The sequence below is a fragment of the Lysinibacillus sp. NPDC048646 genome, assembly GCF_050272295.1.
Lineage (GTDB): Bacteria > Bacillota > Bacilli > Bacillales_A > Planococcaceae > Lysinibacillus.
This window is the reverse complement of record NZ_JBNNLZ010000018.1, coordinates 70,047-95,472: the sequence shown is the minus strand read 5'-3', so window position 1 is coordinate 95,472 and position 25,426 is coordinate 70,047. Positions and strand designations below refer to the sequence as shown.

Below are 25,426 nucleotides of genomic sequence, written 5' to 3'. Positions count from 1 at the left end.
AACCCTTCAGTTCCGAAAGGAACTGTCTAGCCTTTACCTGAGTAATGTGACCATTCTCAATTTAAACTAGAAACATTTCGCACAACTAAACTGCCGCGTTAGTTTAAGTACATTTCTTCACAAGATAAAAATCAAATTCAACATAAGTGTCCAATAAAAAAACATCTCAAAGAATAACTAAAGAGGTGATTTTTATCAAACTTTATTACAAATTATCAATCTTTATTATAAACGATCAATCTTTTTTACAAAGCTACATCTGTCTACTTCTGAACCATTAGAAAAGTTCCGAAGAATTAGTGAAATATTCGGGAAAGAGCAAGAAGCAGATCAGTGGATTAAAGAATATGACCAAAAGGTTGCGGATGCACGAAAACAAATTGAAGGTATCATTAAAGATGGTGAAACGGTGTCCGTAGTTCAATTAAGCTCTCAAGGTTTATATGTGTTAGCTGCTGAAGGAGGAAATTATGGCAGTACAACAATTTACCAGATGTTGAAACTCCCTCCTACAGAGCAAGCTTTAAATATGAAAGAAGGATTTGAAAATATCTCGCTAGAAGTATTACCGGACTATTTGGGTGATCATGTATTTGTTTATGTGAATTCTACGGAAGATGCTAAAGATATTTTAAATAGTGCCATTTGGAAGGGAGCTTCAGCCGTGAAAAAAGGTAATGTTTATATGTACGGTGAATTTGACGATGAATTTGTGATGGAAGATCCGTACTCTTTAGAACTTCAACTTGAAACGATTGTTAATATTTTATTGCAAAAAAAAGTAGACTACTAAAAATTGAGAATCACTTTATCGCCTAATGTGCTTGCTTGTTACGCTATTTTGGTGAAATCGTAAAAGTTCTTAAAAAGGATGTATAATAATTAAAGGAAGTGCTCATCATAATACAGATTTCACTTATGAAGTCTATAATGATGAGGAGGATGTTAAAATGAGTAGGCCTGAACATTTAGACCCCAAATCTCAAAAAATCCACCGCAACTGGACAAGGATTAAGCATTCGAAATCTCAAGTAAATGGTGAAACAGAGATTACTCTGCATAATCGAATCTTGAGAAGTGAAGCGAAAGCCCGACAGTTTTAATCATGCTAGTGAATTAAGTGTCATCGAGTCCGGAAAATATTTCCGGGCTTTTTTTGTTGAAAATTTTTTCTTTTCAATGTTAATTAATATATACCGGTAAATAAGGGGAATTATAGTTTTAAATAAAAGGTTTTGATAAACTAAAAAAGGTGAGATGTGGATGCCAGTTTACAACAGTTTGACGACACGACAACAAGACATGAGGCTAGTAGAAGAATTAGCGGATAAATTGGGTTTAATCCATGCGGCATTAAATATATAGTACAAAGCATATGAAGATTTGGAAGCAGGACGCGAAAAGAAAGAAGTGGCTGGTGGATTTGATAAAAGATACTATTTAATTGATGTGGAAGAAACTAATATAAAAGTATATAACCATTGTTCGAGAATCAAATAAAAACGGAGGATTTCACTATGAGCCATCAAATTAAAATTCGAATTGCTGTACAAGAAGATGCTGAAAAGCTGCTTGAAATCCAGCGTGCAGTAATAGCCGAAGAGCTTTATTTAATGACAACGTCAAAGGAATTTCAGCAAACAGTTGCTGGTCAAAAAGCATGGATACAGTCGAAACTAACCAATGAACGGGAAACGATTTTCATCGCGCAATTTCACAATGAAATCGTTGGCTGGCTTATGTTTCAATCGCCAAATCGACAACGATTATCACATACAGGTACCATTGGTATGATGGTTCATAAAGACTATCGTCGTTACGGTATTGGCAAGCGCTTATTGGAAGAACTATTAGAATGGGCTATGAAAAACCCATATATTGAAAAAGTTAGTTTAGGTGTTTTTTCCACGAATGAACGAGCCATTGCTCTTTATAAAAAAATGGGGTTTGTTGAAGAAGGCCGAAAGATTCATGAAATTAAAATAAATGACAATGTATACATAGACGATATCTTAATGTATAAAATGGTTTAACGATTATGAAATAACAGGAGGCGTTTTCAAATGGAAATCTATAAGTTTACGATGGATGTTGGCACGACAATCGACAATTATAACTCGATCTCTGCATTTTATACGAAAATAATGAAAACGATGGAGCCGACCAATATTGGTTTGATTTATATAGAGCCTGGTGGCGTTGTCGGGCATCATGAAGCACCAGTTCCGCAGTTATTCGTTGTTATTCAGGGCGAAGGTTGGGTGAGTGGCGACGATAGTAAGAAAATAGTATTAAAGCATGGTGAGGGTGTCCTTTGGCAAACTGGCCAAGCACATGCATCAGGGAGCGACACAGGGTTAACAGCACTCGTGATTCAATCCAAGCAAATTGACGTTCCACCCAATAAGTGAGTTGGAAGAAAGGTGTCTTGCATGACAATGTTGCTTGTTTAGAAAAAATGTTTTGTTATATTTTTATGCGGAGCAATACTTAATACCGCTATTTTTATCCCGCATTAACGGTCAGTAATTTATCTGTTCCGAAAGCGAAGCGTCAGGTACAAGACGCCGACTTCAAGTGGGAAGATGACAACGAGTCAACTAGGTGGGCGAACAAACTGACCATAAAAGCCCGATTGGCTCGGGGCAACAGATGTTTTATGTGCGAAAGCGAAGCGGCAGCGACAGGATTTTATGTGCGAAAGCGAAGCGGCAGCGACAGGATGTTTTATGTGCGAAAGCGAAGCGTCAGCAACAGGATGTTGGTCACACAAGCTTTTTCACAGGATGTGAAGGTTTTAGCTTGTGTTCCTCTATTTAATGTTGGGGATGAAGAAAACCCCCACTGATTGAAGTTTTACTTTATTTAGTCAATGATAATTCCATGCGAACAGTCTTTAACACATGTCCATCAAATAAATCATCAAATTCCTCTACCATTTGGAAACCCTTTGCCTGATAAAAGCGCCTGCCATTTGTATTGTCTTTTTCTACACAAACTGAGAGATTAGTTGCACCCTCTAACTCTTGAATGCCCTTTTCTAGCAGAGCTGTGCCGATACCTTTATGTTGCAAATTTGGAGAAAGATAAATAGCGTAAAGTTCAGCCTGTCCATCGTTAATATTTGAAAAGTTTGCAAAGCCGACTAGTGACCCTCCAAGTTCAGCAACTAAAAAGGGGCTTTTTTGGAGTCGTTTTATTAATGTATCTTTACTATAAGCAACTTGTAAAAAACGATCCTGTATCTCCTTTGGAATAATTTCCTCATATGTTTCATGCCAGCTACTTCTGGCAATTTCTTGTACAAAAATGATGTCATCTACTTGCATCTGTCGTATAATTAATGTCAATACTTTTCACCTACAGTTCCAAATTTTATATTAATTGTAACATAAAACCATATTGAGGGGGTGTTCTCATGCAAGTTTTAGAAAAGGCGTATGGCTATATTACGAGAGAGCGTGAGGGGCGGGTGCAAGTGCTAGTATTTGAGCAAAATACGAATGGAGCAGGTATTCAAATCCCTAAAGGTACAGTAGAGGAAGGGGAAACACCGCTTGAGGCAATAGCTAGAGAAATGTTTGAAGAGACTGGTTTGACGTATTTAGCGGTTAAGGAATTAATTGCACAGGACTATTACAATCACTATTCAGGAGCATTACAAAAACGCTATTTTTACCATCTAACAACGAATGAGCAGCGTGATACATGGCAACATTGTCCCACAGGTGTGAATGAAGAAGGCTTGGAATTTACGTTTTACTGGATAGCGGATGAACAAGATGTAATGCTTGCGAAGGGGCATGGGGATTTTTTGTATCGTGTATTAGCAAGTGTGAAAAATTAATATTTATATCCCTCTTTAATTTGTTTGAAACAGAAGAAGAAGGGGGATTTTTTGTGTTCGTAGGTATCGAGTTGTAAATCAGCACAACTTAAAAGAAACAAGTTAAAACCGCATCTCAACTTCGAGATGCGGTGATATGTTATGCCTTCGCGGCAAGTTCTAATGCTTGTGCGAAGTCGGCGATTAAATCATCGACATGTTCAAGACCAACTGAAAAACGTAATAGCCCATCTGTAATGCCACGTTTCGTACGTTCTTCCGGTTCCATTGCTGCATGGCTCATTTTTGCTGGATAGGAAAGAATGGATTCAACCCCACCAAGAGATACTGCGAATACTGGAATTTTCATCGCTTCTACAAGTGCCTTCGCTGCCTTGTAATTTGGAAGGCGGAACGATAATACAGCACCAGCACTTGTGCACTGACTCTGATGGATGTCATAGCCAGGATGCGATGCCAGTCCTGGGTAGTAAACTTGTTCGACTAGTGGGTTAGCATCTAAAAATGTGGCAATTTTCTGTGCGGATTCAGTAGAACGACTAAAGCGTACATCCGTTGTTTTCATATTTTGTAGTAAAGTAAAGGAATCTTGTACACCTAAAATATTACCAAATGAATTTTGAATAAAGTATAGGTCGTTTCCTAATTGCTCGTCAGCAGTGACTGTTAGTCCAGCAATAATATCTGAGTGTCCCGACAAAAACTTCGTTGCACTATGAATAACAACATCTACACCTAAATCAAGTGGCCGCTGGTGTAAAGGAGTCATAAACGTATTATCTAAAAATGTTAAACATTCATGCTGTTTTGCTAAAGCAACTACACCCCGAATATCTGTGATGCCTAGTGTCGGATTCGATGGTGTCTCCATATATAATAACTTTGTTGCAGGTGTAATTGCTGCCTCAACTGCTGCTAAATCTGTAAAATCAACAAAAGAATGTGTAATGCCGAACCGTGGCAAAACTTTTGAGACGAAGCGGTATGTTCCACCATAAACATCCTCGGTAATAACGATGTGATCGCCTTGTGACAGAAACATTAATGCTGCAGAAACAGCTGCAATACCAGAAGCGAAGGCATGTGCGCGAACGCCACCCTCAAGTTCTGCAACAGCTTTTTCTAAAGCATCACGTGTAGGATTACCAGAACGAGCATAGTCGTATTCGCCGAATTCATCGATACTTTCTTGGTGAAATGTCGATGATACATACATAGGTACATTTACCGCACCCTTTTTATTTTCATAACCATCACGCACACCTGCATGGATAAGTGCTGTTTCGATACGTTGCGTCATTTTTAAGCCTCTTTTCTAAGGATATCAAATACTTGTTTCAAATCTGCAATTAAGTCCTCGGCTTCTTCAATACCAACTGAGAAACGCAGTAAACGGTCACAAACACCACGTTCAACACGCTCCTCATAAGGCATATCTGCATGTGTTTGAGTTGCTGGGTATGTAATAAAGCTTTCTACACCACCAAGGCTTTCAGCAAAGGTAATCAATTTTAAGTTGCGTAGGAACGGATCAATCCATTCAGGTTTTTGCAGACGGAATGACAGCATACCACCTTTGCCAGTATAAAGAACATCCGTAACCAGTTCTTCTTCCTCTAAATAAGTTGCAATTGCTTTGGCATTTGCATCATGTTGTTTTAAGCGAAGATGCATTGTTTTTAAGCCACGAATAAGTAACCAGGAATCCATTGCTCCTAGTACCATACCGCTACCATTATGAATAAAGCCAATACGTTCTGACAATTCATTACCTTTTGCTACGACAAGACCGGCTAGCACGTCATTATGTCCACCGATATATTTGGTTGCTGAATGTAGTACAATATCTGCCCCTAATTCGATTGGACGTTGGAAATATGGTGTATAGAATGTGTTATCAACAATCAACCAAGCCCCATGTTTATGTGCAAGCTCAGCATACACTTTCAAGTCAAATTCCTGCATGAGCGGGTTTGTTGGTGTCTCAATGAAAATGGCGCGTGTATTTGCATTCATCATTGATTCTACCTGCTCAACTGATTCAAATTTTGAATAGACAGGTTTAATATTGTATGTTTCTTTAAAGAAGTTAAAAAGACGATATGTACCTCCATATAAATCATCAGGTACTACTAATTCCTCACCAGGCTTGAATAGGGACAGCACTAGTTGTATAGCTGCCATACCCGAGCTACAGGCAAAGCCCATGTCGCCGCCTTCTAAATCAGCGATACCTGCTTCTAAAATGGCACGAGTTGGATTTTTTGTGCGTGCATAGTCAAAACCTGTAGATTCACCGATACCTGTATGTTTGTAAGCTGTCGATAAATGGATGGGGGGGCTTACAGCACCTGTTTTTGGGTCACTTAAATTTCCTAGTTGTACAAGCTTTGTTTCAATACTTCTGTTGTTTGTCATGTCGTCACTCTTTTCCTTATCATATAATATAGAAAGGGCCCACGCATCACCAATGGACCTAAATTCTTATCGGATAATTAGATTGCGTATATAGTATTCTCTATAATTGTTACCAATTTAACATGTAAACTCCAGTAGGACAAGATGATTTCAGAAAATTTGATAGATTATTTAGTTAAAATCATGTAGGAATAGTAGGGGTTTGAATCTTCTCCAACGTCAGTACATGGTTTGTGTTCGAAGTTGGTCATTTACCTCACGAAAAATATGCTAAAAAGCAATTGCTCAGAATGTAGAAAAACTAAAAAAATGAGTTTACAGTCTTTTTTCTTTTAAAATAGAAGTATCTATATGAACCCGTTGATTTCCGCTACGGGGACGCTTTTCGCGGGCATGACATCAGGCTCTTCGTCGCCATGCTCCTGCGGGGCCTTCAGCTCATGCTATTCTCGCAGCCTGCGCGCCAACAAACTAGTGTACGTCTATAAATTCAAAGTGCCATGAAACAAATCTATGCACATCGAAAAGAACCGATTGCACGTGTATTTACGGATGCGAAAGAAAAGCATGGTATGCGTTGGACAATCTTACGAGGTATGCTTACTTTTGCTGCCATGAATTTGAAAAAGCTAGCTAATTGGACATGGCAAAGTCCGAAAATGGCAGAAAATAGTTGCTCGTAGAGTACTACTCTCGTTAATAAGGGCTATTTGTAACGTATATTTCTGATAAAATTACAAAAGGTATTCGGAATGATCACATTCCGAATACCTTTTGTCTTCAATCTGAGCAATTGATTTTTTACTTTAAGTTTGTTCTTTTTTCAGTAAATCACGGATTTCTTTTAGAAGCTCCTCTTTTGCATCAAGTGCTGGAACTGGTTCTTCCACAACAGCCTCTTCTTTTTTATTAGAAAGCTTTGTCATGATTTTTAGTGCTAAGAAAATTGCAAAGGCAATAATTAAAAAGTCAAGTATAGACTGTAAAAAAACACCCAATTTAACTTGAGCATCACCTGAGCCATAAACAAAGCTTTCTGTTAAATCAACGCCACCTGTTAGTACACCAACTAATGGCATAATGATATTTTCTACTAAGGAGGTAACAATTTTACCGAAGGCCCCACCAATAACGACTGCCACCGCTAAGTCGACAATATTGCCTTTCATAGCAAATTCCTTAAAGTCTTTCCACATAAAATATTTCCTCCTATATTTAACCCGCATAAACGGTCAGTAATTTATCTGTTCCGAAAGCGAAGCGTCAGGTACAAGACGCCCACCACAAGTTAAAAGATGAGAACGAGTCAACTAGTTGGTCGATCACCTGACCGTAAAAGCCCGATTGTTTCGGGGCAACAGGATGTTGGTCACACAAGCTTTTTCACAGGATGTGAAGGTTTTAGCTTGTGTTCCTCTATTTATTGTGAGGGATGAAGAAAACCCTCACTGATTGAAGGTTCACTTTATCCAATAAAAAACAGTCAAATTGTATTTTACTATATTTCTTCCTATATATTCAACTGTAATCATAGTGAAAACAAAATAGCTAAAAATGTACTACATATAAACGGTAAATTTGGTAATATAGAAGAAGACAATGAATGATTAGGTGTGACATATGGCGAAAAAAAAACAGAAAAAACCATTGCTATCACCAGCTGTGAAAATGGGGATGATTGCATTATTAATACCCATTGCAATAACAGTGTATGTTCTCGCTTTTTTTGCATGGAAGGAACTACAAACATTACCGATTTTCGAAAGATTTGCACAGCAGAAGGCGATAGAAGAAATTCAACAAAACTTTGATATAAAAATACCTGAGCAATATATTCCAGTATATATTGCTGCTGAAGAGAAATATGGTGTACCTTGGACATTGTTGGCGGCGCATCACCGCATCGAAACGCGATTTTCTTCGATGAAATCCCTTGTTTCACCAGCTGGGGCAGAAGGTCATATGCAATTTATGCCTTGTACGTTTGTTGGCTGGAAACATCCAACCTGCTCAGGGTTAGGTAAAGGCGAAATTGCCAAGGCTGAACTAATGAATCCGACTGCGATAAAAAAATACGGTGGATACGGGGTAGATGCGAATGGCGATGGTGTAGCAGATCCTTATGATATTGAAGATGCGGTATATAGTGCAGCGAATTATTTATCGAAGTACGGTGCAGCTAACGGTGATGTAAAACGTGCAGTGTTTAACTATAATCATAGCGACGAATATGTTGAAAACGTTTTGTATTATTACAATTTGTATAATGATTATCATGATGAATTAAAAGCGGCTGTAGTTTTAAATAATGAAAAATAAAGAGCCCTCCAAAAAGTTGTATAGAAGGTTGCACATTTTAATTAAAAAATTAAGACTGAATCCAATATTGGATTCAGTCTTTGTATTGTTAAATGTAATTGCCTAGCTTTCTAATAAACCAACATTTGATAAAATAGAGCTCTTACCAATTCGTTCATGGCATCACCTTTATTTAGCTCTCGTTGTATCCGTCTTCTTAATGTTTCATTCGTAATATAGTCAAGTTGGCGGGTCTCCATATTGAATGTACGGATAGTTTAATTGAAGAAGAAGCGATGTTACATGGTATTAATGTTACCTTTTTCATCTCTACATTGATTGCGGTTATAGCACTCATTCTTGCTTTCTTTATTAAAAGAGTAAAACCCAATCATGAAGATAAGAAGGATGAAGAAGTTGTTGTTAAACATTTAGATACTGTCAAAGAGTGATAAATATGCTGAAAACCGGGTGATGCCAAGCTCTAGCACCGCCCGGTTTTTTAAAAATTCGCAGCCCTCCAACAAATTACAGAATACACTTAACTTAGTGAATAGCGTATATTAAATTAAGTATAAAGTTTATGTAAGATTGTCCTTAAAGTAAACTGTGATAGTTGAACAAGTAATTTAAAATAATCAAACTTTTTTATAAAACAGTTCTCATGCTTAAAGAATCCATTTTGATCAATCTTTTTCAAAATGGCTTCTTTTTGTTCGCTTCTATTTAAGGCTTTCTGAGCTGATTATTTTAGTATGCCAGGCGGACAGTGTCATACCAATACAATTAAACCCCTCCGCAACGTACTTGTGCTATTTCTTGTATCCATGTAATTTTAAAAATTTTAGCCTTTTAAAAAAATCAACCATAATTTTACGCCAAAATAAAAAAATGTACACGACTAAAATAAATTAGTGGTGTACATTTTTTATAATATGTGCAACATAATAATCATCATGTACAATTACTTGCCTTTAATGTTACCAGAATAGATTGCTCTTTTCTTCATATTCATGTTGCTTTACGCATAGTTTTTAAAATAATGCTTACGATAAAGATCAGAACAATCGCCCCGATTAATGCTGGGAATACGTAGAAATTGCTGACTTTCCAACCCCAGTTACCAAGAACCATACTACCAACCCAAGAACCGACAATCCCTGCAATAATATTGCCTATGATGCCGCCAGGTACATCTTTACCTAAAATGACGCCAGCTAACCAACCTAATATTCCTCCGATGATTAAAAACCAAATGAAACTTATCATAATTATTCATCTCCTCAAAATTTAAGATATAAAATGGCGATTACTTAGTTATATCCTTTATGGAGAATAATAAACATAAATAAGCTACTTTTTTGATTTTAGTTATACTTCATTAAAGTGAATAAACGACGTTATTTCCATTTCATGACTATATTTTTACATGACTTTTGCGCCTAATGTATGTTCAAAATGACGTAGTGCCCAGTCGTGACCGGCTGCATCAAAACTGGCAACACCGTCCGCATAAATAACAGTCGAAATGCCAAGATTATAAGCATCAACAGCTGTGTGCAAAATACAAATATCTGTACAAACTCCAACTAAATGAATTTCTTCAATATGACGTTCTTGTAATAAGATCGCTAAATTTGTACCGGCAAAGGCACTATAGCGCGTTTTATCGAGCCACAGTACTTCTTCTTTATGCACTTGATAGGTTTCACCAACTTGACCGTATAAATTGCGTCCATTAGTGCCACGTATATTATGCGGGGGAAAAAGTTGAGTTTCAGGATGATAAGGATCATTTTCTTCATGTAGGTCATTGGCAAAGACAACCATTTCATTTTCTACAAGAAATTGTTCAATTAATGTGGCAATCTTTCCGTCTAAAGCTTGCCCTGGTTCTCCACATGTTAGTTTTCCATCAGTTGCTACAAAATCATACGTATAATCGATAACAAGCAATGCTTTTTTCAATTATTCCACACTCCTTTAGGTATAAATTTACTTTTATCCCGCATTAATGATCAATAAGACGCCCACCTCAAGTGGAAAGGTGAGAACGAGTCAACTAGGTGGGCGATCAACTGACCGTAAAAGCCTGATTGGTTCGGGGCAACAGATGTTTTATGTGCGAAAGCGAAGCGGCAGCGACAGATGTTTTTTGTGCGAAAGCGAAGCGTCAGCAACAGGATGTTGGTCACACAAGCTTTTCACAGGATGTGAAGGTTTTAGCTTGTGTTCCTCTATTTATTGTGGGGGATGAAGAAAACCCCACTGATTGAAGTTTCACTTTATCATGCCATATTTGGTGTGGTTTGTCAGAAAAATAGTTATATTTTAATATTAAGAATAGTTTGAAAATTGACTTTTGTGCGCGTATAATGTGAAAAAAGGCGAGGTGATATTTATGAATATGACTGTTATGAAACGTTTAGATCGTCAAGGTCTTGTAATCGCATCTTTGCATATGCTTGTAATGCTAAACTTGGCAGTAGAGTTTTTATTCGTATCGTAGTCTCGTAAAAATACAATAGAAAGGTGAGTTCAATGCTCGTCCTATACTAAACAACCGTGAAGGCCATTTCGTAGTAGTCCACGGTTGTTTTTTGTTGTCTAGACTAAATGTTATATCCTCAAATTTTGATCAAGGTCGAAGTGAATGCTTACTTATGTTTGTTAGGCACTTGGCAGTAATGGCTACGGATATAGTGTACTTTAGTTCATCTTTTCATTAAAAAGGAATTTTCCTTGCGAATGTCAAATACATAGAACATATGAAGGGGTGATTAGATGACAATGAGATTTGAACGTGCGTTTCATGGACTAGCGTGTCCTTTTGCTTGGTTGGACTTAGATGCACTGGATGACAATATAGCAACAGTGCAGCAAGCTTGTGGACAGAAAAAAATTCGCATTGCAACCAAATCGATTCGCTCATTAGAGGTGCTACGTTATTTACAGCAGAACCTCTCAAATATAGTAGGTTTTATGACGTTTACAGCGGCAGAAACGATTTTTTTACTAGAACATCAATTTGATGATTTATTGCTCGGCTATCCAGTGATGGAGGAATTAGCAGTACGTCAATTGTTACAGTTTGTAAAAGAGGGAAAAACCGTCACATTCATGGTGGATAAACTGGAGCATGTAGCATTTTTGGAGAAACTAGGTGCAGAGCTTGATGTACGAGTGCCAATTTGTATTGATATCAATTTGTCGAATGATTTTAAGGTGCTTTATTTTGGTACGAAACGTTCATCACTTCATTCGCTTGAATCCTTAACACCTTTTTTACAATATATAAAAAAGCAAACGTATATTGAAGTTGTAGGAGCTATGGGTTATGAGGCTCAAATAGCTGGTGTTGGTAATCGACCAGCAAATGCTGCGAAAAGAAGAATAATAGAAGTAATGCAGATACAAGCTAAAAAGCAAGTTACCCAGTTTCGTAGACTAGCAATTGCCCATATAAAAGCATATTTTCCTTATCTATATTTTGTAAATGGTGGTGGTTCAGGCAGTATGACATACACTGCTCAACAAAAAGAAGTGACAGAAATCACGGTTGGTTCAGCATTTTATGCACCAGCTCTTTTCGATCAGTTTACACATTTACAGCTCTCAAAGGCGGCTGGGTTTGCACTAAGAGTAACTAGAAAGCCGGAGAAAAACATTGTGGTCTGTCACGGCGGCGGTTATACGGCGTCTGGAGCAATAGCAGAAGATCGATTGCCGACGTTTTATGAACCCCAAAATTTTTCGTTTCTTAGTCTAGAAGGTGCAGGAGAAGTTCAAACACCAGTGAGGATAAAAGGTAAAGCAGTAAATATTGGAGACAAGATATATTTTCGACATGCAAAGGCTGGTGAGCTTTGTGAAAGATTTTTAGTATTGCATGTCATAAAAGAGGACAGGTATATAGGAACTTATGCAACATATAGGGGGGATGGTCAATGTTTTCTGTAGACAAATGGAAAAATGGTGAAAAGTGGACGAATTGGGCTGGCAATATGATTTCTTATCCAAGTGAGATGTATTTACCTAGATCTATTGAAGATGTTGTAAACGTGGTAAATCATGCACGTGATACGAGGAAAACAATTCGTGTAACAGGGGCGGCTCATTCTTTTAGCGCTGTTGCGATGCCGGAGCATATTGCACTTTCTTTACATAACATGCGCGGTCTAATTGCTGTTGATTCAAAAAAGCAAGAGGCAACACTTTGGGCTGGAACCTATTTATATGAAATTGGACCGCTGCTTGCGAAACATGGCTTTGCTTTAATGAATATGGGAGATATTCAAGAGCAAACAATTGCAGGTGCGGTATCTACTGGCACACACGGAACAGGTGTTACTCTAGGTTCATTATCATCAACAGTGACGACATGGGGTTTTGTAGATGGTACTGGTACTTACAGAGAGCATAGAAGGGGAACAGATGAATTATCTCAGGCAATACATGTATCACTAGGTATGCTTGGTGTACTTGTGAAAGTAACGATAAAAGTGATGCCTCTCTATAGTTTACATTATGTAGGAACTCGGGAGACATTCGCGAATGGACTCATGACATTTAGTGAGGATATTCGCCAGCATCGACATGTTGAGTGGTTTTATTTCCCTAACAGTGAAACGATTCAAGTGAAGCGTATGAATGCCGTGGCTCCTGTCTATCAAAGTGAATGGAGTAAGCGAGTGGAAACTTTAAAGCTGCAAATCGTTGAAAATGGTGCGTTTTTTGCTATGTCTGAGCTGTGCAAATGGAAACCTTCATTAAGTGGTGCGATGAGTAGATTAGCGGCAGCAAATGTCGTTGAGGGTGAAAAAATTGGGATTAGTTATGAAATTTATCCTTCGCCTCGTAGTGTAAAGTTCCAAGAAAGTGAATACGCCATTCCGTTAACACAATTTGAAGCATGTATGGATGAAATTCATGAGACCTTTAAAAAAGGACATTTAAACGTACATTTTCCTTTAGAATGTCGCACGACAGCGGGTGAAGCGGGTTACTTAAGTCCTACGCAAGGGCAAGAATCTGCATTTATCGCTTTCCATATGTATAAAGGGATGTCAGAAGAGCCTTATTTTAAATGGGTGCATACAATGATGCAAAAATATCAAGGACGACCACATTGGGGAAAACAAAGTCATTTAACTGCTGAATATGTGCACGAATTGTATCCAGACATCGATAAGTTTTTAGAAATTAGAGCGCAGTACGATCCAAATGGTGTCTTTTTCACAGGCTACCTAAAAAAATTATTCATCATGTAAAATCTTTCTGTTTTATTCGTGTTAGAATTTTTTTGCATGGAGTAGCGGGATAGTCTTCGAAAATAGCTAAAATTCATGAATGTTATGAAAGAATTAAACTATGTAAATATTGCTTATTATAAAAAAATTTAAATTTGAACGAAATGTCAAAATATTTATCAAAACGAGATAAAAGTGATGCTTAATCAGCATGAAAACGATTTCAAATTTTGCGGAGTATTTGAATTGTTTAAACAATTCAAAAAATACTGTTGACGAGACCCTCTTATTCGTACTATGATAACAACAATTTAATACGTTCGTTACAGTAGTTAGTTGCATTTAAAGCAATTAACATATACACAAAAACAAAATAGACAGAACATTTTGTCTATAGAAACGAACATAGCAAGGGAAAGCAATAAATGAGGGGCGTTTAAAATGAGAAGTGACATGATTAAATTAGGCGTAGATCGTGCGCCACATCGAAGTCTTTTATATGCAACAGGCAAAGTAAAAGCAAAAGATTTAGACAAACCATTTATTGGGGTTTGTAATTCTTATATCGACATAATTCCAGGTCACGTACATTTACGTACATTTGCCGATGTTGTCAAAGAAGCCATAATCGAAGCGGGCGGGATTCCGTTCGAATTTAATACAATTGGTGTAGATGATGGGATTGCAATGGGACATATTGGCATGCGTTATTCCTTACCAAGTCGTGAAATTATCGCAGATTCTGCTGAGACAGTTATTAATGCACACTGGTTTGATGGCGTATTCTACATTCCGAACTGTGACAAGATTACACCAGGAATGTTAATGGCAGCTGTTCGTACAAACGTACCTTCGATTTTCGTATCAGGTGGTCCAATGGAGGCTGGTACATCTGCCACAGGTAAACAACTTTCACTAACATCCGTTTTTGAAGGTGTAGGCGCTCATAAATCAGGCAAAATGTCATCGGAAGAACTGTTAGATATTGAAAACAATGCATGTCCAACATGCGGATCATGTTCAGGAATGTTCACTGCGAACTCGATGAACTGCTTGATGGAAATGCTAGGAGTAGCACTTCCAGGTAACGGTACAATCGTCGCAACTTCTGATGAGCGCCATAAGCTCATAAAAGAAGCGGCTAAACAATTAGTCCGTATGGTTAAAGAAGATATCAAGCCACGTGACATCATTACAAAAGAAGCAATCGATGATGCATTTGCACTTGATATGGCAATGGGTGGTTCTACAAACACTGTCCTTCATACATTAGCAATCGCAAATGAAGCAGAAATCGACTATAACATTGAGGATATTAACAAAGTTGCAGAGCGTGTACCATACTTAGCGAAAATTATGCCTGCTTCGGATGTTTCAATGGATGATATCAATAAAGCAGGTGGCGTTAGTGCCATCATAAACGAATTAGTATCTATTCCTGGTGCTATTCATCCAAACCGTCCAACTGTTGCAGGAGTGACGATGGGTGAACTCGTAAAGGATTATCAGATTACTAACGATCAAGTTATTCGTACGAAAGACAATCCATATAGTCCAGTCGGTGGTTTATCGGTATTATTCGGTAATATCGCACCAAATGGCTCTGTTATCAAAGTAGGAGCTGTAGATCCTTCTATTAAAGTGTTTAAGGGTGAAGCAATTGTCTTCGATTCACAAGAGGCAGCGCAAGAAAACATTGATAACGGCACAGTTAAGGAAGGCCATGTAGTCGTCATTCGCTATGAAGGACCTAAAGGTGGCCCAGGGATGCCTGAAATGCTTGCACCAACGTCAGCTATTCAAGGGCGTGGTTTAGGAACAAAAGTTGCCTTGATTACAGACGGACGTTTTTCAGGTGCATCTCGCGGTATATCAATTGGACATATTTCACCAGAAGCAGCAGAAGGCGGTCCAATCGCTTTAGTTGAGAATGGGGACACCATTACAATTGATTTACCGAATCGAACAATCAACTTAGAGGTTTCAGAGGAAGTTTTAGCAGAACGTCTTGAGAAATTGCCAGTGTTTGAACCGAAAATCAAACGTGGCTGGTTAGCAAGATATTCAAAATTAGTAACAAGCGCCTCAACTGGCGGCGTCATGAAGATCTAGTTAAAAAAATATATGTAAAAACGTTGATGAGGTTAAAGGGTTTAGAGCCTTGTATCTACCAGAGAGCCGGTCGTGCTGGAAGCCGGCGATACAACTAAATCCGACATCCCCTCGGAGTGAGCTATTAAACGCGTGAACGCCATTAGATAGCTCCGGGCATAATCGAAGTGCTCGTTATTAATGAATAAATGATTTATGACACCGTATTGGATGTAAGTTTACTTGCATTGGTTCATAAATGCTTTCATTTATTCGCGAGGTAGCAATTTTATTGCTATAAACAAGGGTGGTACCATGAAAAGTCTTTTTCATCCCTACGTAAGGTAGTTCTTTGCGTGTGGAGAAAAGGGCTTTTTATTATTTTTCACGATATTAAAATAGTTTTTCACTATTTTAACTACATGAAGGAGGCTTATTTTGATGAGTGCGAATGTTTCTATCAATGAAAAAGAAGAAGTAGTTACAACAGCTGAAGCTGAAACAACTTTTCAACCGAAAGATGGTGCCGACGTTTTAGTTCAGGCGTTACATGATCAAGGTGTCGAGATTATTTTTGGTTATCCAGGCGGTGCGGTCCTTCAAATTTATGATGCGATGTACAAAAATCCAATTCGTCATATTTTAACAAGACATGAGCAAGGAGCCATTCACGCAGCAGAAGGGTATGCGCGTGTATCAAATAAACCTGGTGTGGTGATTGCAACAAGTGGACCCGGAGCGACAAACTTAGTAACAGGTATTGCGGATGCGATGATCGATTCTATTCCACTGGTTATTTTCACTGGTCAAGTAGCTACTTCTGTTATAGGTACAGATGCCTTCCAAGAAGCTGACATTATGGGGATTACTACACCAATCACAAAGCACAATTATCAAGTGCAAGATGTAAATGATATTCCACGTATCGTTCAAGAAGCATTCCATATTGCGAATACGGGGCGTAAAGGGCCAGTAGTTGTTGACTTCCCGAAAAATGTTTCACAAATGCTATTTGATGTGGAAAATCCACCTAAAGCACCTGAAGACATTTATTTACCTGGATACCAACCAACATACAAACCAAATTATTTACAAGTTCAAAAGGCTATCCAAGCAATTTCTTTAGCGAAAAAGCCACTTATTTTAGCTGGAGCAGGCGTTCTTTTTGCAGATGCACGCAACGAATTAACGACTTTTGCTGAAAAATATCGTATCCCAGTAACCAATACATTACTAGGTCTTGGCTCTTTCCATGGAGAGCATGAATTGTTTGTTGGTATGGCGGGGATGCATGGTACAGCGACAGCCAATATCGCTATTACAAAATCAGATTTACTACTAAATATTGGTGCTCGCTTTGATGATCGTTTAACGGGTAACTTAGCGACATTCGCACCAAATGCAACCATTATCCATATTGATATCGACCCTGCAGAAATTGGTAAAAACGTTCCGACAGATATTCCAATCGTGGCTGATGCGAAGGAAGCATTAAAATCATTATTGAAAAAAGACTTTGAAGGCCCAGATACAGCTGATTGGTTAAACTTTTTAGAAAATCATGCAAACGAATATCCACTTTGGTATTCGAAACAAGCGAGTGATTCAGAAGTGTTACCGCAGGAAGCGCTAGAGCTTGTGCATCGAATTACTGAAGGAGAGGCGATCGTTACTACAGACGTTGGTCAGCATCAGATGTGGGCTGCTCAATATTATCGCTTAAACAACGATCATGGATGGGTAACGTCTGGTGGACTTGGTACGATGGGCTTCGGCTTCCCAGCTGCAATTGGCGCCCAATTTGCGAAGCCAGACAAAAAAGTTGTTTCAATTGTAGGAGATGCAGGTTTCCAAATGACTGCACAAGAGCTCTCACTATTAAAAGAATTCAACTTACCAGTAAAAATTGTGATTTTAAATAACAGTTGCCTTGGAATGGTACGTCAATGGCAACAAACCTTCTACGAGGAACGTTATTCATCGTCACTTATGCCGATTCAACCAGATTTTGTGAAATTAGCGGATGCCTATGGCATTAAAGGCTATCGTATCAACACAATTGACGAAGCAGAAAGTATTTTCCGTGAAGCACTTCTTTCTGATGAGCCAGCGTTAATCGATTGTCGCGTAAAACAGCTTGAATGCGTTTATCCGATGGTTGCACCAGGCAAAGGTTTACATGAAATGATTGGGGTGAAAAAGAATTGAAACGAGTAATTACAGTAACGGTGATTAATCAAAGCGGTGTCCTAAACCGTGTAACAGGCTTACTTATGAAGCGTCAATTCAATATTGAATCGATCACAGTTGGTCATACTGAACAGCCTAACTTCTCCAAAATGACATTTGTTGTAAATGTAGAAGACGAGAGCAAAATTGAACAACTTGTAAAGCAATTATCGAAGCAGATTGACGTGTTAAAGGTCAATGACATTACAGATAAATCCATCGTGCTTCGTGAGCTAGCGCTTGTGAAGGTCATTTCACCACCAAATTTACGACTTGAAATGAACTCAATTGTTGAGCCGTTCCGTCCGCAAATTATTGATACAGCGAAAAACGTTGTCACCTATCAAGTGGTAGGAAATCCAGAAAAAATTGATGCTTTCATCGAGTTAATTCGCCCATACGGCATTAAAGAGTTAACACGTACGGGTGCAACAGCATCTGTTCGTGAAACACAAAAAATACCGAATACGCAGCTCTCTATTTTAAAATAGTTTGCATATAAATTGAAAGCTTTGAATGTATGTCCGCGTTTAGTGGCATGCGGCTAAAGCTGGACCCAAAAAACAAACATACTTTAGGAGGAAACAAACAATGACTACAATGTACTATGAACAAAACATCAACGAGGACGTATTAAAAGGGAAAAAAATCGCAATCATCGGTTACGGTTCACAAGGTCATGCACATGCACTAAATCTTAAAGAATCAGGTTTCGATGTAGTAGTAGGTGTGCGTCCAGGCGGATCTTTTGATGCAGCAAAAGCTGATGGAATAGACGTGAAAACTGTAGCTGAGGCTGCACAAGAAGCAGACGTAATCCAAATTTTACTTCCTGATGAGCGTCAAAAAGCAGTATATGAAGCTGAAATCGCACCATACCTAGAAGCAGGTAAAGCACTTATGTTTGCACATGGCTTCAACATTCACTTCGGTCAAATCACGCCACCAGCTGATGTTGACGTATTTTTAGTAGCACCAAAAGGTCCAGGACACTTAGTTCGTCGTCAATTCCAACAAGGTGCGGGTGTACCAGGTCTTTTCGCCATCTATCAAGATGCCACTGGTCAAGCAAAAGATTTAGCACTTGCTTACGGTAAAGGGATAGGCTCTGCTCGCGGTGGTTTACTTGAAACAACATTCAAAGAAGAAACTGAAACGGATTTATTCGGTGAGCAAGCAGTACTTTGCGGTGGAGCAACACAATTAGTAAAAGCTGGTTTTGAAACATTAGTAGAAGCTGGTTATCAACCAGAACTTGCTTACTTCGAGACATTACACGAATTAAAATTAATCGTTGACCTAATGTTCGAAGGTGGTATGGCTACAATGCGTTACTCAGTATCCGATACAGCTGAGTGGGGTGACTATGTAGCAGGTCCACGCATCATCGACGATTCAGTAAAAGCACGCATGAAAGACGTATTAACTGACATCCAAGATGGTACATTCGCTCGTCGTTGGATTCAAGAAAACGAAAATGGTCGCCCTGACTACACGAAATTCAAAGAAGCGGGTGCCAACCACCAAATCGAAGAAGTTGGTACTAAACTACGTGCTATGATGCCGTTCATCAACGAAGGGAAAGAAAAAGTAGTGAGAGAAGTGAGCGTTAGTGCAAAAAATTGATATTTTTGATACAACACTTCGCGACGGCGAACAATCTGCTGGTATTAACTTAAATACTGTTGAAAAGATTGAAATTGCCAAGCAACTAGAACGTCTAGGTGTCACTATTATTGAAGCAGGTTTTCCTGCTTCATCACCTGGTGACTTCGATGCCGTCAACCGTATTGCGGACACTGTCAAAAATTCTATCGTGACAGGCCTTGCACGCTGTGTGCAAAAAGATATTGATACAACATGGGAAGCGATAAAAGTAGCTGAGCAGCCACATATTCATATTTTTTTAGCAACATCTCCCATTCATATGGAGTACAAGTTAAAAAAATCACCAGAGCAAGTGGTTGAGCAAGCAGTAGAAGCTGTGAAATATGCGAAAAAATTCTTTCCACTTGTGCAATGGTCTGCAGAGGATGCGTTCCGCTCAGATCGCGAATTTTTAGTTCGTGTTATGAATGAAGTCGTTGCTGCCGGAGCTACGACGATCAATGTCCCTGATACAGTTGGCTATGCATCTCCTCAGGAATACGGTGCATTGTTCAAATTTCTACTTGAAAACGTGAAAGGTGCAGAACATGTTAAATTCTCAGCACACTGCCACGATGACCTAGGAATGGCGACTGCTAACACAATCGCTGCCATCGAAAATGGTGCAACACAAGTTGAAGGCACCATTAACGGTATCGGAGAGCGGGCTGGAAACGTTGCGCTTGAAGAAATCGCTGTTGCCCTCCATATTCGTAAAGACATTTATCCTGTTGAAACAGGCATTCACTTACAAGAAATTAAACGTACGTCTCAATTAGTAAGTAAATTAACAAATGTGGTCATTCAACCGAATAAAGCAATTGTCGGGAAAAATGCATTTGCTCATGAATCTGGTATTCACCAAGATGGTGTGCTAAAAAATCCTGAAACGTACGAGATCATTTCACCTGCACTTATTGGTGAGGGAGAAGTACCTCTTGTACTCGGTAAACACTCTGGACGCGCTGCATTCCGTGACCGTGCGGACACAATGGGCTTTAATCTTTCAGACGAAAAGCTCAATAAAGCATTTGTTGAATTTAAAAAGCTTGCAGATCGCAAAAAAGAGATTACAGAAGAAGATTTACTAACACTTCTTACAGAGCAGCAAGTACAAATTGAGGATGTGCCGCTATTTGAATTGAAAATGGTTCAAGTACAATACGGAACAGAAAATATTCCAACTGCAACTGCAACGGTATTTACACCAGAGGGCAGTACGAAAAATGTTGTGGCTACGGGTTCAGGTTCAGTGGAAGCCATTTTCAATACGCTTGAACAGCTTGTTCCAGGAGTCGTTAATGTTATCGACTACCGTGTGAAATCTGTCGGCAAGGGACGTGATGCACTTGGTGAGGCCGTCATTAATATTCGTTACGATGGTGTATCAACGACTGGTCGAAACTCATCACAAGATGTATTGGAAGCCTCTGCTAAAGCTTATTTAAATGCCATCAATCGTCATTTAATTCAAGTAAGCCTTCGTGCACAACAAGTGATTTAATTGTACTTGATTTACTTAAAGTCTCTCATTTGCAAAAAGCGGGTGAGAGTCTTTACTAAAATAGTGGTACCTTGACAGGCATTTAAACTATAGAAAGAAAGGTGTTTTTACGATGGAGAAAAAAATTACAGTACTTCCTGGTGACGGAATTGGACCAGAAGTTGTTGCTTCTGCTGTACGTGTATTACAAGTAATTGGCAAGCGTTTCAACCATACATTTCATTTAGGCTATGCAACAATCGGAGGCGCTGCCATCGACCAACACAATAATCCATTACCAGATGAAACAATTGAAATGTGTGAAGGCAGTGACGCCATTTTGCTTGGAGCTGTAGGTGGTCCGAAATGGGATAATAACCCACCTGAGTTGCGACCAGAAAAAGGATTATTACGTATTCGCAAGCACTTTGACTTATTCGCAAATTTACGTCCGGTAAAGGCGTTCCCGAGTTTACTAGATGCTTCACCATTAAAACGGGAAGTAGCCGAAAACGTAGATTTAATGATCGTACGTGAACTAACAGGCGGCGTATACTTCGGGGAACCACGTATGCGTACTGAAAATGGCGCAATTGATACAACAGTTTATTCAACAGCAGAAGTTGAACGTATTGTTGAAAATGCCTTTGAATTAGCACGTTTACGTGGAGGCAAATTATGCTCTGTCGATAAAGCAAATGTACTTGAAACAAGTCGCTTATGGCGCGAAGTTGTAGAAACGAAGAAGAAAGACTATCCAGATGTACGAGTTGAGCATAACTTAGTGGATTCTGTAGCAATGAAATTGATTACAAATCCTGGCCACTATGATGTCATTGTTACGGAAAACATGTTTGGCGATATTTTAAGTGATGAAGCATCCGTAATTACAGGTTCACTTGGTGTATTACCATCAGCGTCAATCCGTGGCGATAACTTTGGCCTTTACGAGCCTGTTCATGGTTCAGCACCTGAAATCGCTGGTCAAGGTGTAGCAAACCCAGCTGCAACGATTCTTTCTGTTGCTATGATGCTACAATACTCATTCGGTCTAATAGATGAGGCAGCAGAAATCGAACGAGCAGTAAGTGCTGTATTTGATGATGGTTATTTCACTGCAGACCTTACACGTAATGGTGGTCGCACACTATCTACAAATGAATGGACAGATAAGGTGATTAACGAGATTGATACTAGCTTTGTATCAGAAAGTATTATGACAACATACATTTAAGAAATAGGTGAAGACAATGGGCAAAAATATAATTGAAAAGATTTGGGATAAACATGTTGTTTATCAGGAAGAGGGCAAACCGGACCTGTTATATATTGATCTTCATTTAATTCATGAAGTTACTTCTCCGCAAGCTTTCGAAGGTTTACGCTTGAACGGACGCAAAGTGCGCCGTCCAGATTTAAGCTTTGCAACGATGGATCATAATGTGCCTACAAAGAATTTACCGACGATCACTGATCCAATTGCACGCAATCAAATTGAAACATTAGCGAAAAATGCTGCTGAATTTGGTGTTGAGCTTGCAGGTATGGGGCACCCCGATCAAGGAATTGTACACGTTATTGGACCAGAGTTAGGGTTAACACAGCCCGGAAAAACAATTGTTTGTGGGGATTCGCATACATCTACGCATGGTGCATTCGGTGCCATTGCATTCGGTATCGGTACATCCGAGGTAGAGCATGTTATGTCTACACAAACGTTGTGGCAAAACAAGCCAAAAACGATGGAAATTCGAGTAGAAGGAGAGCTTCCTGGAGGAGTTGCTGCAAAAGATATTATTTTAGCGATTATTTCTAAATTCGGCATTGGCGTTGGCACAGGCTATATTGTGGAGTTTACTGGAGAGGCAATCCACAAACTTTCTATGGAAGAACGTATGACAATTTGTAATATGTCCATTGAAGCAGGGGCAAAGGCAGGGCTTGTGTCTCCCGACCAAATTACAGTTGACTACATCCGCAGTCGTCGCTATGCACCACAGGGTGAAAAATTTGAAGAAGCATCAACATACTGGTTAAGTCTAGCTTCTGATATGGACGCTTCGTATGATGAAGTTCGCATCATCAAAGCCGAAGAAATCGAGCCAATCATCACATGGGGAACGAACCCTTCTATGGGCTCAGGTGTTTCTAAACAAGTGCCAATGCAAGCGGATTACCAGGACGAGTCAGATAGAGCTGCACTTCGTAAAGCACTTGCCTATATGGGCTTAGAAGAAGGGCAACCACTAACTTCAATCGATATCCAGCACGTATTTATCGGTTCATGCACAAACTCACGTTTAAGTGATTTACGCGCAGCAGCAAGTATCATTCAAGGACGAAAAGTACATGGAAATGTAACGGCAATCGTTGTACCTGGATCTCATACAACGAAAAAGCAAGCAGAGGCTGAAGGATTAGACAAAATCTTTACAGATGCAGGTTTTGAATGGCGTGAATCAGGTTGTTCGATGTGCTTAGCGATGAATGATGATGTTGTTCCAGCTGGTGAACGCTGTGCATCAACATCAAATCGTAACTTCGAAGGTCGTCAAGGTACAGGCGCTCGTACACATTTAGTATCGCCACAAATGGCAGCAGCGGCAGCGATTGCAGGCCATTTCGTTGATGTACGCGAATTCGTAAAGGAAACTGTGTAAGGACCTGATTGACACGGAAAGGATGATTGAAAATGGAACCAATTAATATCGTAAATAGTGTCATTACACCATTAGATCGCAAAAATGTTGACACAGACCAAATTATTTCAAAAGAGTTTTTAAAACGGATTGAGCGTACAGGTTTTGGTCAGTTTTTATTTTACCATTGGCGCTTTGATGCTCAAGGTAATGAAATTAAAGACTTCGTATTAAATCAACCTGAATTTAAGGACTCCAAAATTTTAGTAGCTCAAGATAACTTCGGTTGTGGTTCTTCTCGTGAACACGCACCATGGGCAATTTTAGACTATGGCTATAATGTAGTCATCGCACCATCATTTGCTGATATCTTTCATAATAACTGCTTCAAAAATGGCATATTGCCTATCAAGTTAACAGAAGCAGAGTGTGATGAAATTTTAGCAAAAGGTTTAGCAAAGCCTTATAGCGTGGAAGTAAATCTTGTAGCACAAACGGTAACGGGTAAAGATGGCCAGGTTTATCGTTTTAACATCGATTCTTATTATAAAGAAACGTTATTAAATGGTTGGGATGAAATTGCGCTAACAATTAAATACGAAGAACAAATTACTGCGTATGAAGCAAAACGACTAACGTACTAATAGACGAAGGAGTTGTCTCAGGAAACATTTGAGATGACTCCTTTTTTGTTAGAAGGTGTACAATTTTACCTGAAGATTGTGCGATTTTTTTAGATAAGGGGCTTTTCCGATACTCATTTCATAAAAATAAGCTTATTATATTAGTAAAAGGGGGGAGAGAGATGGATACATTATTACAAGAAATAACAAATTGGATCGGAACAACGAATGAAAGGATTGTTATTGGTATTTCAGGTCATGGTGCTGCTGGGAAAACAACATTTGCCAATAGGCTCGTAAAACAACTAAATCAACATGAAGTGAATTACATGAATACAGATCCATATATTGTTAGTTCAAACATAAGAAGTCAAGTAATTATCGACTATACATATCAAAACGAAAATCATCGTTATAAAATGACAGCTTGCCATCCATCTGCGCATCATTTACCTTCTTTAGAAAGAGATGTTCGGATGCTTAGAGATGGTTTAAATCTATATACAATCGATACGCATTATATGAAAAGCGAATTACTTTCTTCGCAAAACAGCGTATCGATTGTAGAAGGAATGAGTGTTGCATTTGTGAATCCAGCTTTATTTGATTTGAAAATTTATTTCTATACCGATGGTGAAACGGAATTAATGAGAAGGTCAAGTCGCGATATTGTTGAAAGGGGAATGGATATAAATTATTTAAGGCAGTCACATGAAGAACGTCGTATTCAGTACGAGGTCTTTATGCAGCCATATAGCCAACATTTTGATATTATTATTAAAACTTCTGATGCAGCAATTACGCTAGAAAAAAATACATTTACATTTAAATAATCATGTGTTTTGAACAACTTAATTATTTTTCTAGAAAATTAATTATTGTTGCTCATCAAGTCGCTTACA

26 protein-coding genes and 2 pseudogenes are annotated in these 25,426 nt (G+C 38.7%); 21 read left to right on the top strand and 7 right to left on the bottom strand.

Annotation, left to right across the window (positions count from 1 at the left end; genetic code table 11):
* The first annotated feature begins 211 nt into the window (after window positions 1–211).
* The 5 genes from ACQKII_RS17695 (at window position 212) to ACQKII_RS17675 (ending at window position 2,820) form a co-directional block, all read left to right on the top strand.
* Entirely contained in the window at window positions 212–793 is a 582-nt protein-coding gene (locus ACQKII_RS17695; RefSeq protein WP_427461456.1) for an ABC transporter substrate-binding protein, read from the top strand.
* 157 nt (window positions 794–950) lie between these two features.
* Window positions 951–1,103: a YpzG family protein gene (locus tag ACQKII_RS17690; protein ID WP_107923955.1), complete on the top strand. Its 153-nt coding sequence runs from the start codon at window positions 951–953 to the stop codon at window positions 1,101–1,103.
* Between the two features lie 414 nt (window positions 1,104–1,517).
* The gene (locus tag ACQKII_RS17685; RefSeq protein WP_427461452.1) at window positions 1,518–2,033 is read left to right on the top strand and encodes an N-acetyltransferase family protein; all 516 of its coding nucleotides are present in this window, start codon (window positions 1,518–1,520) and stop codon (window positions 2,031–2,033) included.
* A gap of 30 nt (window positions 2,034–2,063) precedes the next feature.
* Window positions 2,064–2,411 carry a cupin domain-containing protein gene (locus ACQKII_RS17680; RefSeq protein WP_427461450.1) on the top strand — a complete coding sequence of 116 codons (348 nt, stop codon included), beginning with the start codon at window positions 2,064–2,066 and terminating at the stop codon, window positions 2,409–2,411.
* Window positions 2,412–2,604: 193 nt separating this feature from the next.
* Entirely contained in the window at window positions 2,605–2,820 is a 216-nt protein-coding gene (locus ACQKII_RS17675; protein ID WP_427461448.1) for a hypothetical protein, read from the top strand.
* Between the two features lie 41 nt (window positions 2,821–2,861).
* Here the strand turns inward: ACQKII_RS17675 and ACQKII_RS17670 are convergent, their stop codons facing one another.
* Complete coding sequence (locus tag ACQKII_RS17670) at window positions 2,862–3,350, bottom strand: N-acetyltransferase family protein (RefSeq protein WP_427461446.1); 489 nt, start codon at window positions 3,348–3,350, stop codon at window positions 2,862–2,864.
* 68 nt (window positions 3,351–3,418) lie between these two features.
* On the opposite strand from ACQKII_RS17670, the gene ACQKII_RS17665 reads away from it, so the two are divergent.
* Window positions 3,419–3,847: an NUDIX hydrolase gene (locus ACQKII_RS17665; RefSeq protein ID WP_427461444.1), complete on the top strand. Its 429-nt coding sequence runs from the start codon at window positions 3,419–3,421 to the stop codon at window positions 3,845–3,847.
* Between the two features lie 139 nt (window positions 3,848–3,986).
* On the opposite strand, the gene ACQKII_RS17660 is transcribed toward ACQKII_RS17665, so the two are convergent.
* Both ACQKII_RS17660 and ACQKII_RS17655 read right to left on the bottom strand, forming a co-directional pair.
* Window positions 3,987–5,147 (bottom strand): aminotransferase class I/II-fold pyridoxal phosphate-dependent enzyme, encoded by a 1,161-nt coding sequence (locus ACQKII_RS17660; protein WP_427461442.1) that lies wholly within the window; start codon window positions 5,145–5,147, stop codon window positions 3,987–3,989.
* Between the two features lie 2 nt (window positions 5,148–5,149).
* Complete coding sequence (locus ACQKII_RS17655) at window positions 5,150–6,265, bottom strand: methionine biosynthesis PLP-dependent protein (protein WP_427461440.1); 1,116 nt, start codon at window positions 6,263–6,265, stop codon at window positions 5,150–5,152.
* Window positions 6,266–6,768: 503 nt separating this feature from the next.
* On the opposite strand from ACQKII_RS17655, the pseudogene ACQKII_RS17650 reads away from it, so the two are divergent.
* Window positions 6,769–6,948: pseudogene (locus ACQKII_RS17650) on the top strand (IS5/IS1182 family transposase); the annotation flags it as partial.
* 123 nt (window positions 6,949–7,071) lie between these two features.
* Here ACQKII_RS17650 and mscL read toward each other — a convergent pair.
* The gene (gene mscL, locus ACQKII_RS17645) at window positions 7,072–7,461 is read right to left on the bottom strand and encodes a large conductance mechanosensitive channel protein MscL (RefSeq protein WP_427461438.1); all 390 of its coding nucleotides are present in this window, start codon (window positions 7,459–7,461) and stop codon (window positions 7,072–7,074) included.
* A 424-nt stretch (window positions 7,462–7,885) separates the two neighbouring features.
* Between mscL and ACQKII_RS17640 the strand changes: the two genes are divergently transcribed.
* Window positions 7,886–8,584 carry a lytic transglycosylase domain-containing protein gene (locus ACQKII_RS17640; protein ID WP_427461436.1) on the top strand — a complete coding sequence of 233 codons (699 nt, stop codon included), beginning with the start codon at window positions 7,886–7,888 and terminating at the stop codon, window positions 8,582–8,584.
* 128 nt (window positions 8,585–8,712) lie between these two features.
* Here the strand turns inward: ACQKII_RS17640 and ACQKII_RS17635 are convergent.
* Window positions 8,713–8,808 (bottom strand): annotated as a pseudogene (locus ACQKII_RS17635) (Tn3 family transposase); the annotation flags it as partial.
* Between ACQKII_RS17635 and ACQKII_RS17630 the strand changes: the two are divergent.
* Window positions 8,809–9,015, top strand: coding sequence for a hypothetical protein (locus ACQKII_RS17630; protein WP_427461458.1), 207 nt, complete (start codon window positions 8,809–8,811; stop codon window positions 9,013–9,015).
* Between the two features lie 559 nt (window positions 9,016–9,574).
* On the opposite strand, the gene ACQKII_RS17625 is transcribed toward ACQKII_RS17630, so the two are convergent.
* On the bottom strand, window positions 9,575–9,832 hold the full coding sequence (locus ACQKII_RS17625) for a GlsB/YeaQ/YmgE family stress response membrane protein (protein WP_427461434.1): 258 nt from the start codon (window positions 9,830–9,832) through the stop codon (window positions 9,575–9,577).
* 156 nt (window positions 9,833–9,988) lie between these two features.
* Window positions 9,989–10,531, bottom strand: coding sequence for a cysteine hydrolase family protein (locus tag ACQKII_RS17620; protein WP_427461432.1), 543 nt, complete (start codon window positions 10,529–10,531; stop codon window positions 9,989–9,991).
* Window positions 10,532–10,683: 152 nt separating this feature from the next.
* Between ACQKII_RS17620 and ACQKII_RS17615 the strand changes: the two genes are divergently transcribed.
* From ACQKII_RS17615 to ACQKII_RS17560, 12 genes are all read left to right on the top strand, one after another.
* Window positions 10,684–10,839 carry a hypothetical protein gene (locus tag ACQKII_RS17615; RefSeq protein ID WP_427461431.1) on the top strand — a complete coding sequence of 52 codons (156 nt, stop codon included), beginning with the start codon at window positions 10,684–10,686 and terminating at the stop codon, window positions 10,837–10,839.
* A gap of 508 nt (window positions 10,840–11,347) precedes the next feature.
* Window positions 11,348–12,523 carry an amino acid deaminase/aldolase gene (locus ACQKII_RS17610; protein ID WP_427461429.1) on the top strand — a complete coding sequence of 392 codons (1,176 nt, stop codon included), beginning with the start codon at window positions 11,348–11,350 and terminating at the stop codon, window positions 12,521–12,523.
* A complete protein-coding gene (locus ACQKII_RS17605) occupies window positions 12,511–13,833 on the top strand; it encodes a D-arabinono-1,4-lactone oxidase (protein WP_427461427.1) in 1,323 nt (440 codons plus the stop codon). The genes ACQKII_RS17610 and ACQKII_RS17605 overlap by 13 nt, the downstream gene beginning before the upstream one ends.
* A 420-nt stretch (window positions 13,834–14,253) precedes the next feature.
* Window positions 14,254–15,924 carry a dihydroxy-acid dehydratase gene (ilvD, locus tag ACQKII_RS17600; protein WP_427461425.1) on the top strand — a complete coding sequence of 557 codons (1,671 nt, stop codon included), beginning with the start codon at window positions 14,254–14,256 and terminating at the stop codon, window positions 15,922–15,924.
* A gap of 420 nt (window positions 15,925–16,344) precedes the next feature.
* Entirely contained in the window at window positions 16,345–18,111 is a 1,767-nt protein-coding gene (gene ilvB / locus ACQKII_RS17595) for a biosynthetic-type acetolactate synthase large subunit (RefSeq protein ID WP_427461423.1), read from the top strand.
* Window positions 18,108–18,623, top strand: coding sequence for an acetolactate synthase small subunit (gene ilvN, locus ACQKII_RS17590; RefSeq protein ID WP_143995116.1), 516 nt, complete (start codon window positions 18,108–18,110; stop codon window positions 18,621–18,623). Before ilvB ends, ilvN begins: the two co-directional genes overlap by 4 nt.
* Before the next feature lie 100 nt (window positions 18,624–18,723).
* Entirely contained in the window at window positions 18,724–19,758 is a 1,035-nt protein-coding gene (gene ilvC, locus ACQKII_RS17585) for a ketol-acid reductoisomerase (protein ID WP_427461421.1), read from the top strand.
* Window positions 19,745–21,283, top strand: a complete 1,539-nt coding sequence (locus ACQKII_RS17580) for a 2-isopropylmalate synthase (protein ID WP_427461419.1) — start codon at window positions 19,745–19,747, stop codon at window positions 21,281–21,283. The genes ilvC and ACQKII_RS17580 overlap by 14 nt, the downstream gene beginning before the upstream one ends.
* A gap of 112 nt (window positions 21,284–21,395) precedes the next feature.
* On the top strand, window positions 21,396–22,496 hold the full coding sequence (leuB, locus tag ACQKII_RS17575; protein WP_427461417.1) for a 3-isopropylmalate dehydrogenase: 1,101 nt from the start codon (window positions 21,396–21,398) through the stop codon (window positions 22,494–22,496).
* Window positions 22,497–22,512: 16 nt separating this feature from the next.
* A complete protein-coding gene (gene leuC / locus ACQKII_RS17570; RefSeq protein WP_427461415.1) occupies window positions 22,513–23,922 on the top strand; it encodes a 3-isopropylmalate dehydratase large subunit in 1,410 nt (469 codons plus the stop codon).
* Window positions 23,923–23,954: 32 nt separating this feature from the next.
* Window positions 23,955–24,545 carry a 3-isopropylmalate dehydratase small subunit gene (gene leuD / locus ACQKII_RS17565; protein WP_427461413.1) on the top strand — a complete coding sequence of 197 codons (591 nt, stop codon included), beginning with the start codon at window positions 23,955–23,957 and terminating at the stop codon, window positions 24,543–24,545.
* A gap of 161 nt (window positions 24,546–24,706) precedes the next feature.
* Window positions 24,707–25,357: a uridine kinase family protein gene (locus ACQKII_RS17560; protein ID WP_427461411.1), complete on the top strand. Its 651-nt coding sequence runs from the start codon at window positions 24,707–24,709 to the stop codon at window positions 25,355–25,357.
* Window positions 25,358–25,426 lie beyond the last annotated feature (69 nt).

Coding starts and splice junctions, on each gene's coding strand:
- ilvB (WP_427461423.1), top strand. CDS start 16,345: ATGAGTGCGAATGTTTCTATCAATGAAAAAGAAGAAGTAGTTACAACA.
- ACQKII_RS17625 (WP_427461434.1), bottom strand. CDS start 9,832: ATGATAAGTTTCATTTGGTTTTTAATCATCGGAGGAATATTAGGTTGG.
- ACQKII_RS17655 (WP_427461440.1), bottom strand. CDS start 6,265: ATGACAAACAACAGAAGTATTGAAACAAAGCTTGTACAACTAGGAAAT.
- leuC (WP_427461415.1), top strand. CDS start 22,513: ATGGGCAAAAATATAATTGAAAAGATTTGGGATAAACATGTTGTTTAT.
- ACQKII_RS17660 (WP_427461442.1), bottom strand. CDS start 5,147: ATGACGCAACGTATCGAAACAGCACTTATCCATGCAGGTGTGCGTGAT.
- ilvC (WP_427461421.1), top strand. CDS start 18,724: ATGACTACAATGTACTATGAACAAAACATCAACGAGGACGTATTAAAA.
- ACQKII_RS17605 (WP_427461427.1), top strand. CDS start 12,511: ATGTTTTCTGTAGACAAATGGAAAAATGGTGAAAAGTGGACGAATTGG.
- ilvD (WP_427461425.1), top strand. CDS start 14,254: ATGAGAAGTGACATGATTAAATTAGGCGTAGATCGTGCGCCACATCGA.
- mscL (WP_427461438.1), bottom strand. CDS start 7,461: ATGTGGAAAGACTTTAAGGAATTTGCTATGAAAGGCAATATTGTCGAC.
- ACQKII_RS17685 (WP_427461452.1), top strand. CDS start 1,518: ATGAGCCATCAAATTAAAATTCGAATTGCTGTACAAGAAGATGCTGAA.
- ACQKII_RS17665 (WP_427461444.1), top strand. CDS start 3,419: ATGCAAGTTTTAGAAAAGGCGTATGGCTATATTACGAGAGAGCGTGAG.
- ACQKII_RS17640 (WP_427461436.1), top strand. CDS start 7,886: ATGGCGAAAAAAAAACAGAAAAAACCATTGCTATCACCAGCTGTGAAA.
- leuD (WP_427461413.1), top strand. CDS start 23,955: ATGGAACCAATTAATATCGTAAATAGTGTCATTACACCATTAGATCGC.
- ACQKII_RS17610 (WP_427461429.1), top strand. CDS start 11,348: ATGACAATGAGATTTGAACGTGCGTTTCATGGACTAGCGTGTCCTTTT.
- ACQKII_RS17680 (WP_427461450.1), top strand. CDS start 2,064: ATGGAAATCTATAAGTTTACGATGGATGTTGGCACGACAATCGACAAT.
- ACQKII_RS17690 (WP_107923955.1), top strand. CDS start 951: ATGAGTAGGCCTGAACATTTAGACCCCAAATCTCAAAAAATCCACCGC.
- ACQKII_RS17615 (WP_427461431.1), top strand. CDS start 10,684: ATGTGCGAAAGCGAAGCGGCAGCGACAGATGTTTTTTGTGCGAAAGCG.
- ACQKII_RS17560 (WP_427461411.1), top strand. CDS start 24,707: ATGGATACATTATTACAAGAAATAACAAATTGGATCGGAACAACGAAT.
- leuB (WP_427461417.1), top strand. CDS start 21,396: ATGGAGAAAAAAATTACAGTACTTCCTGGTGACGGAATTGGACCAGAA.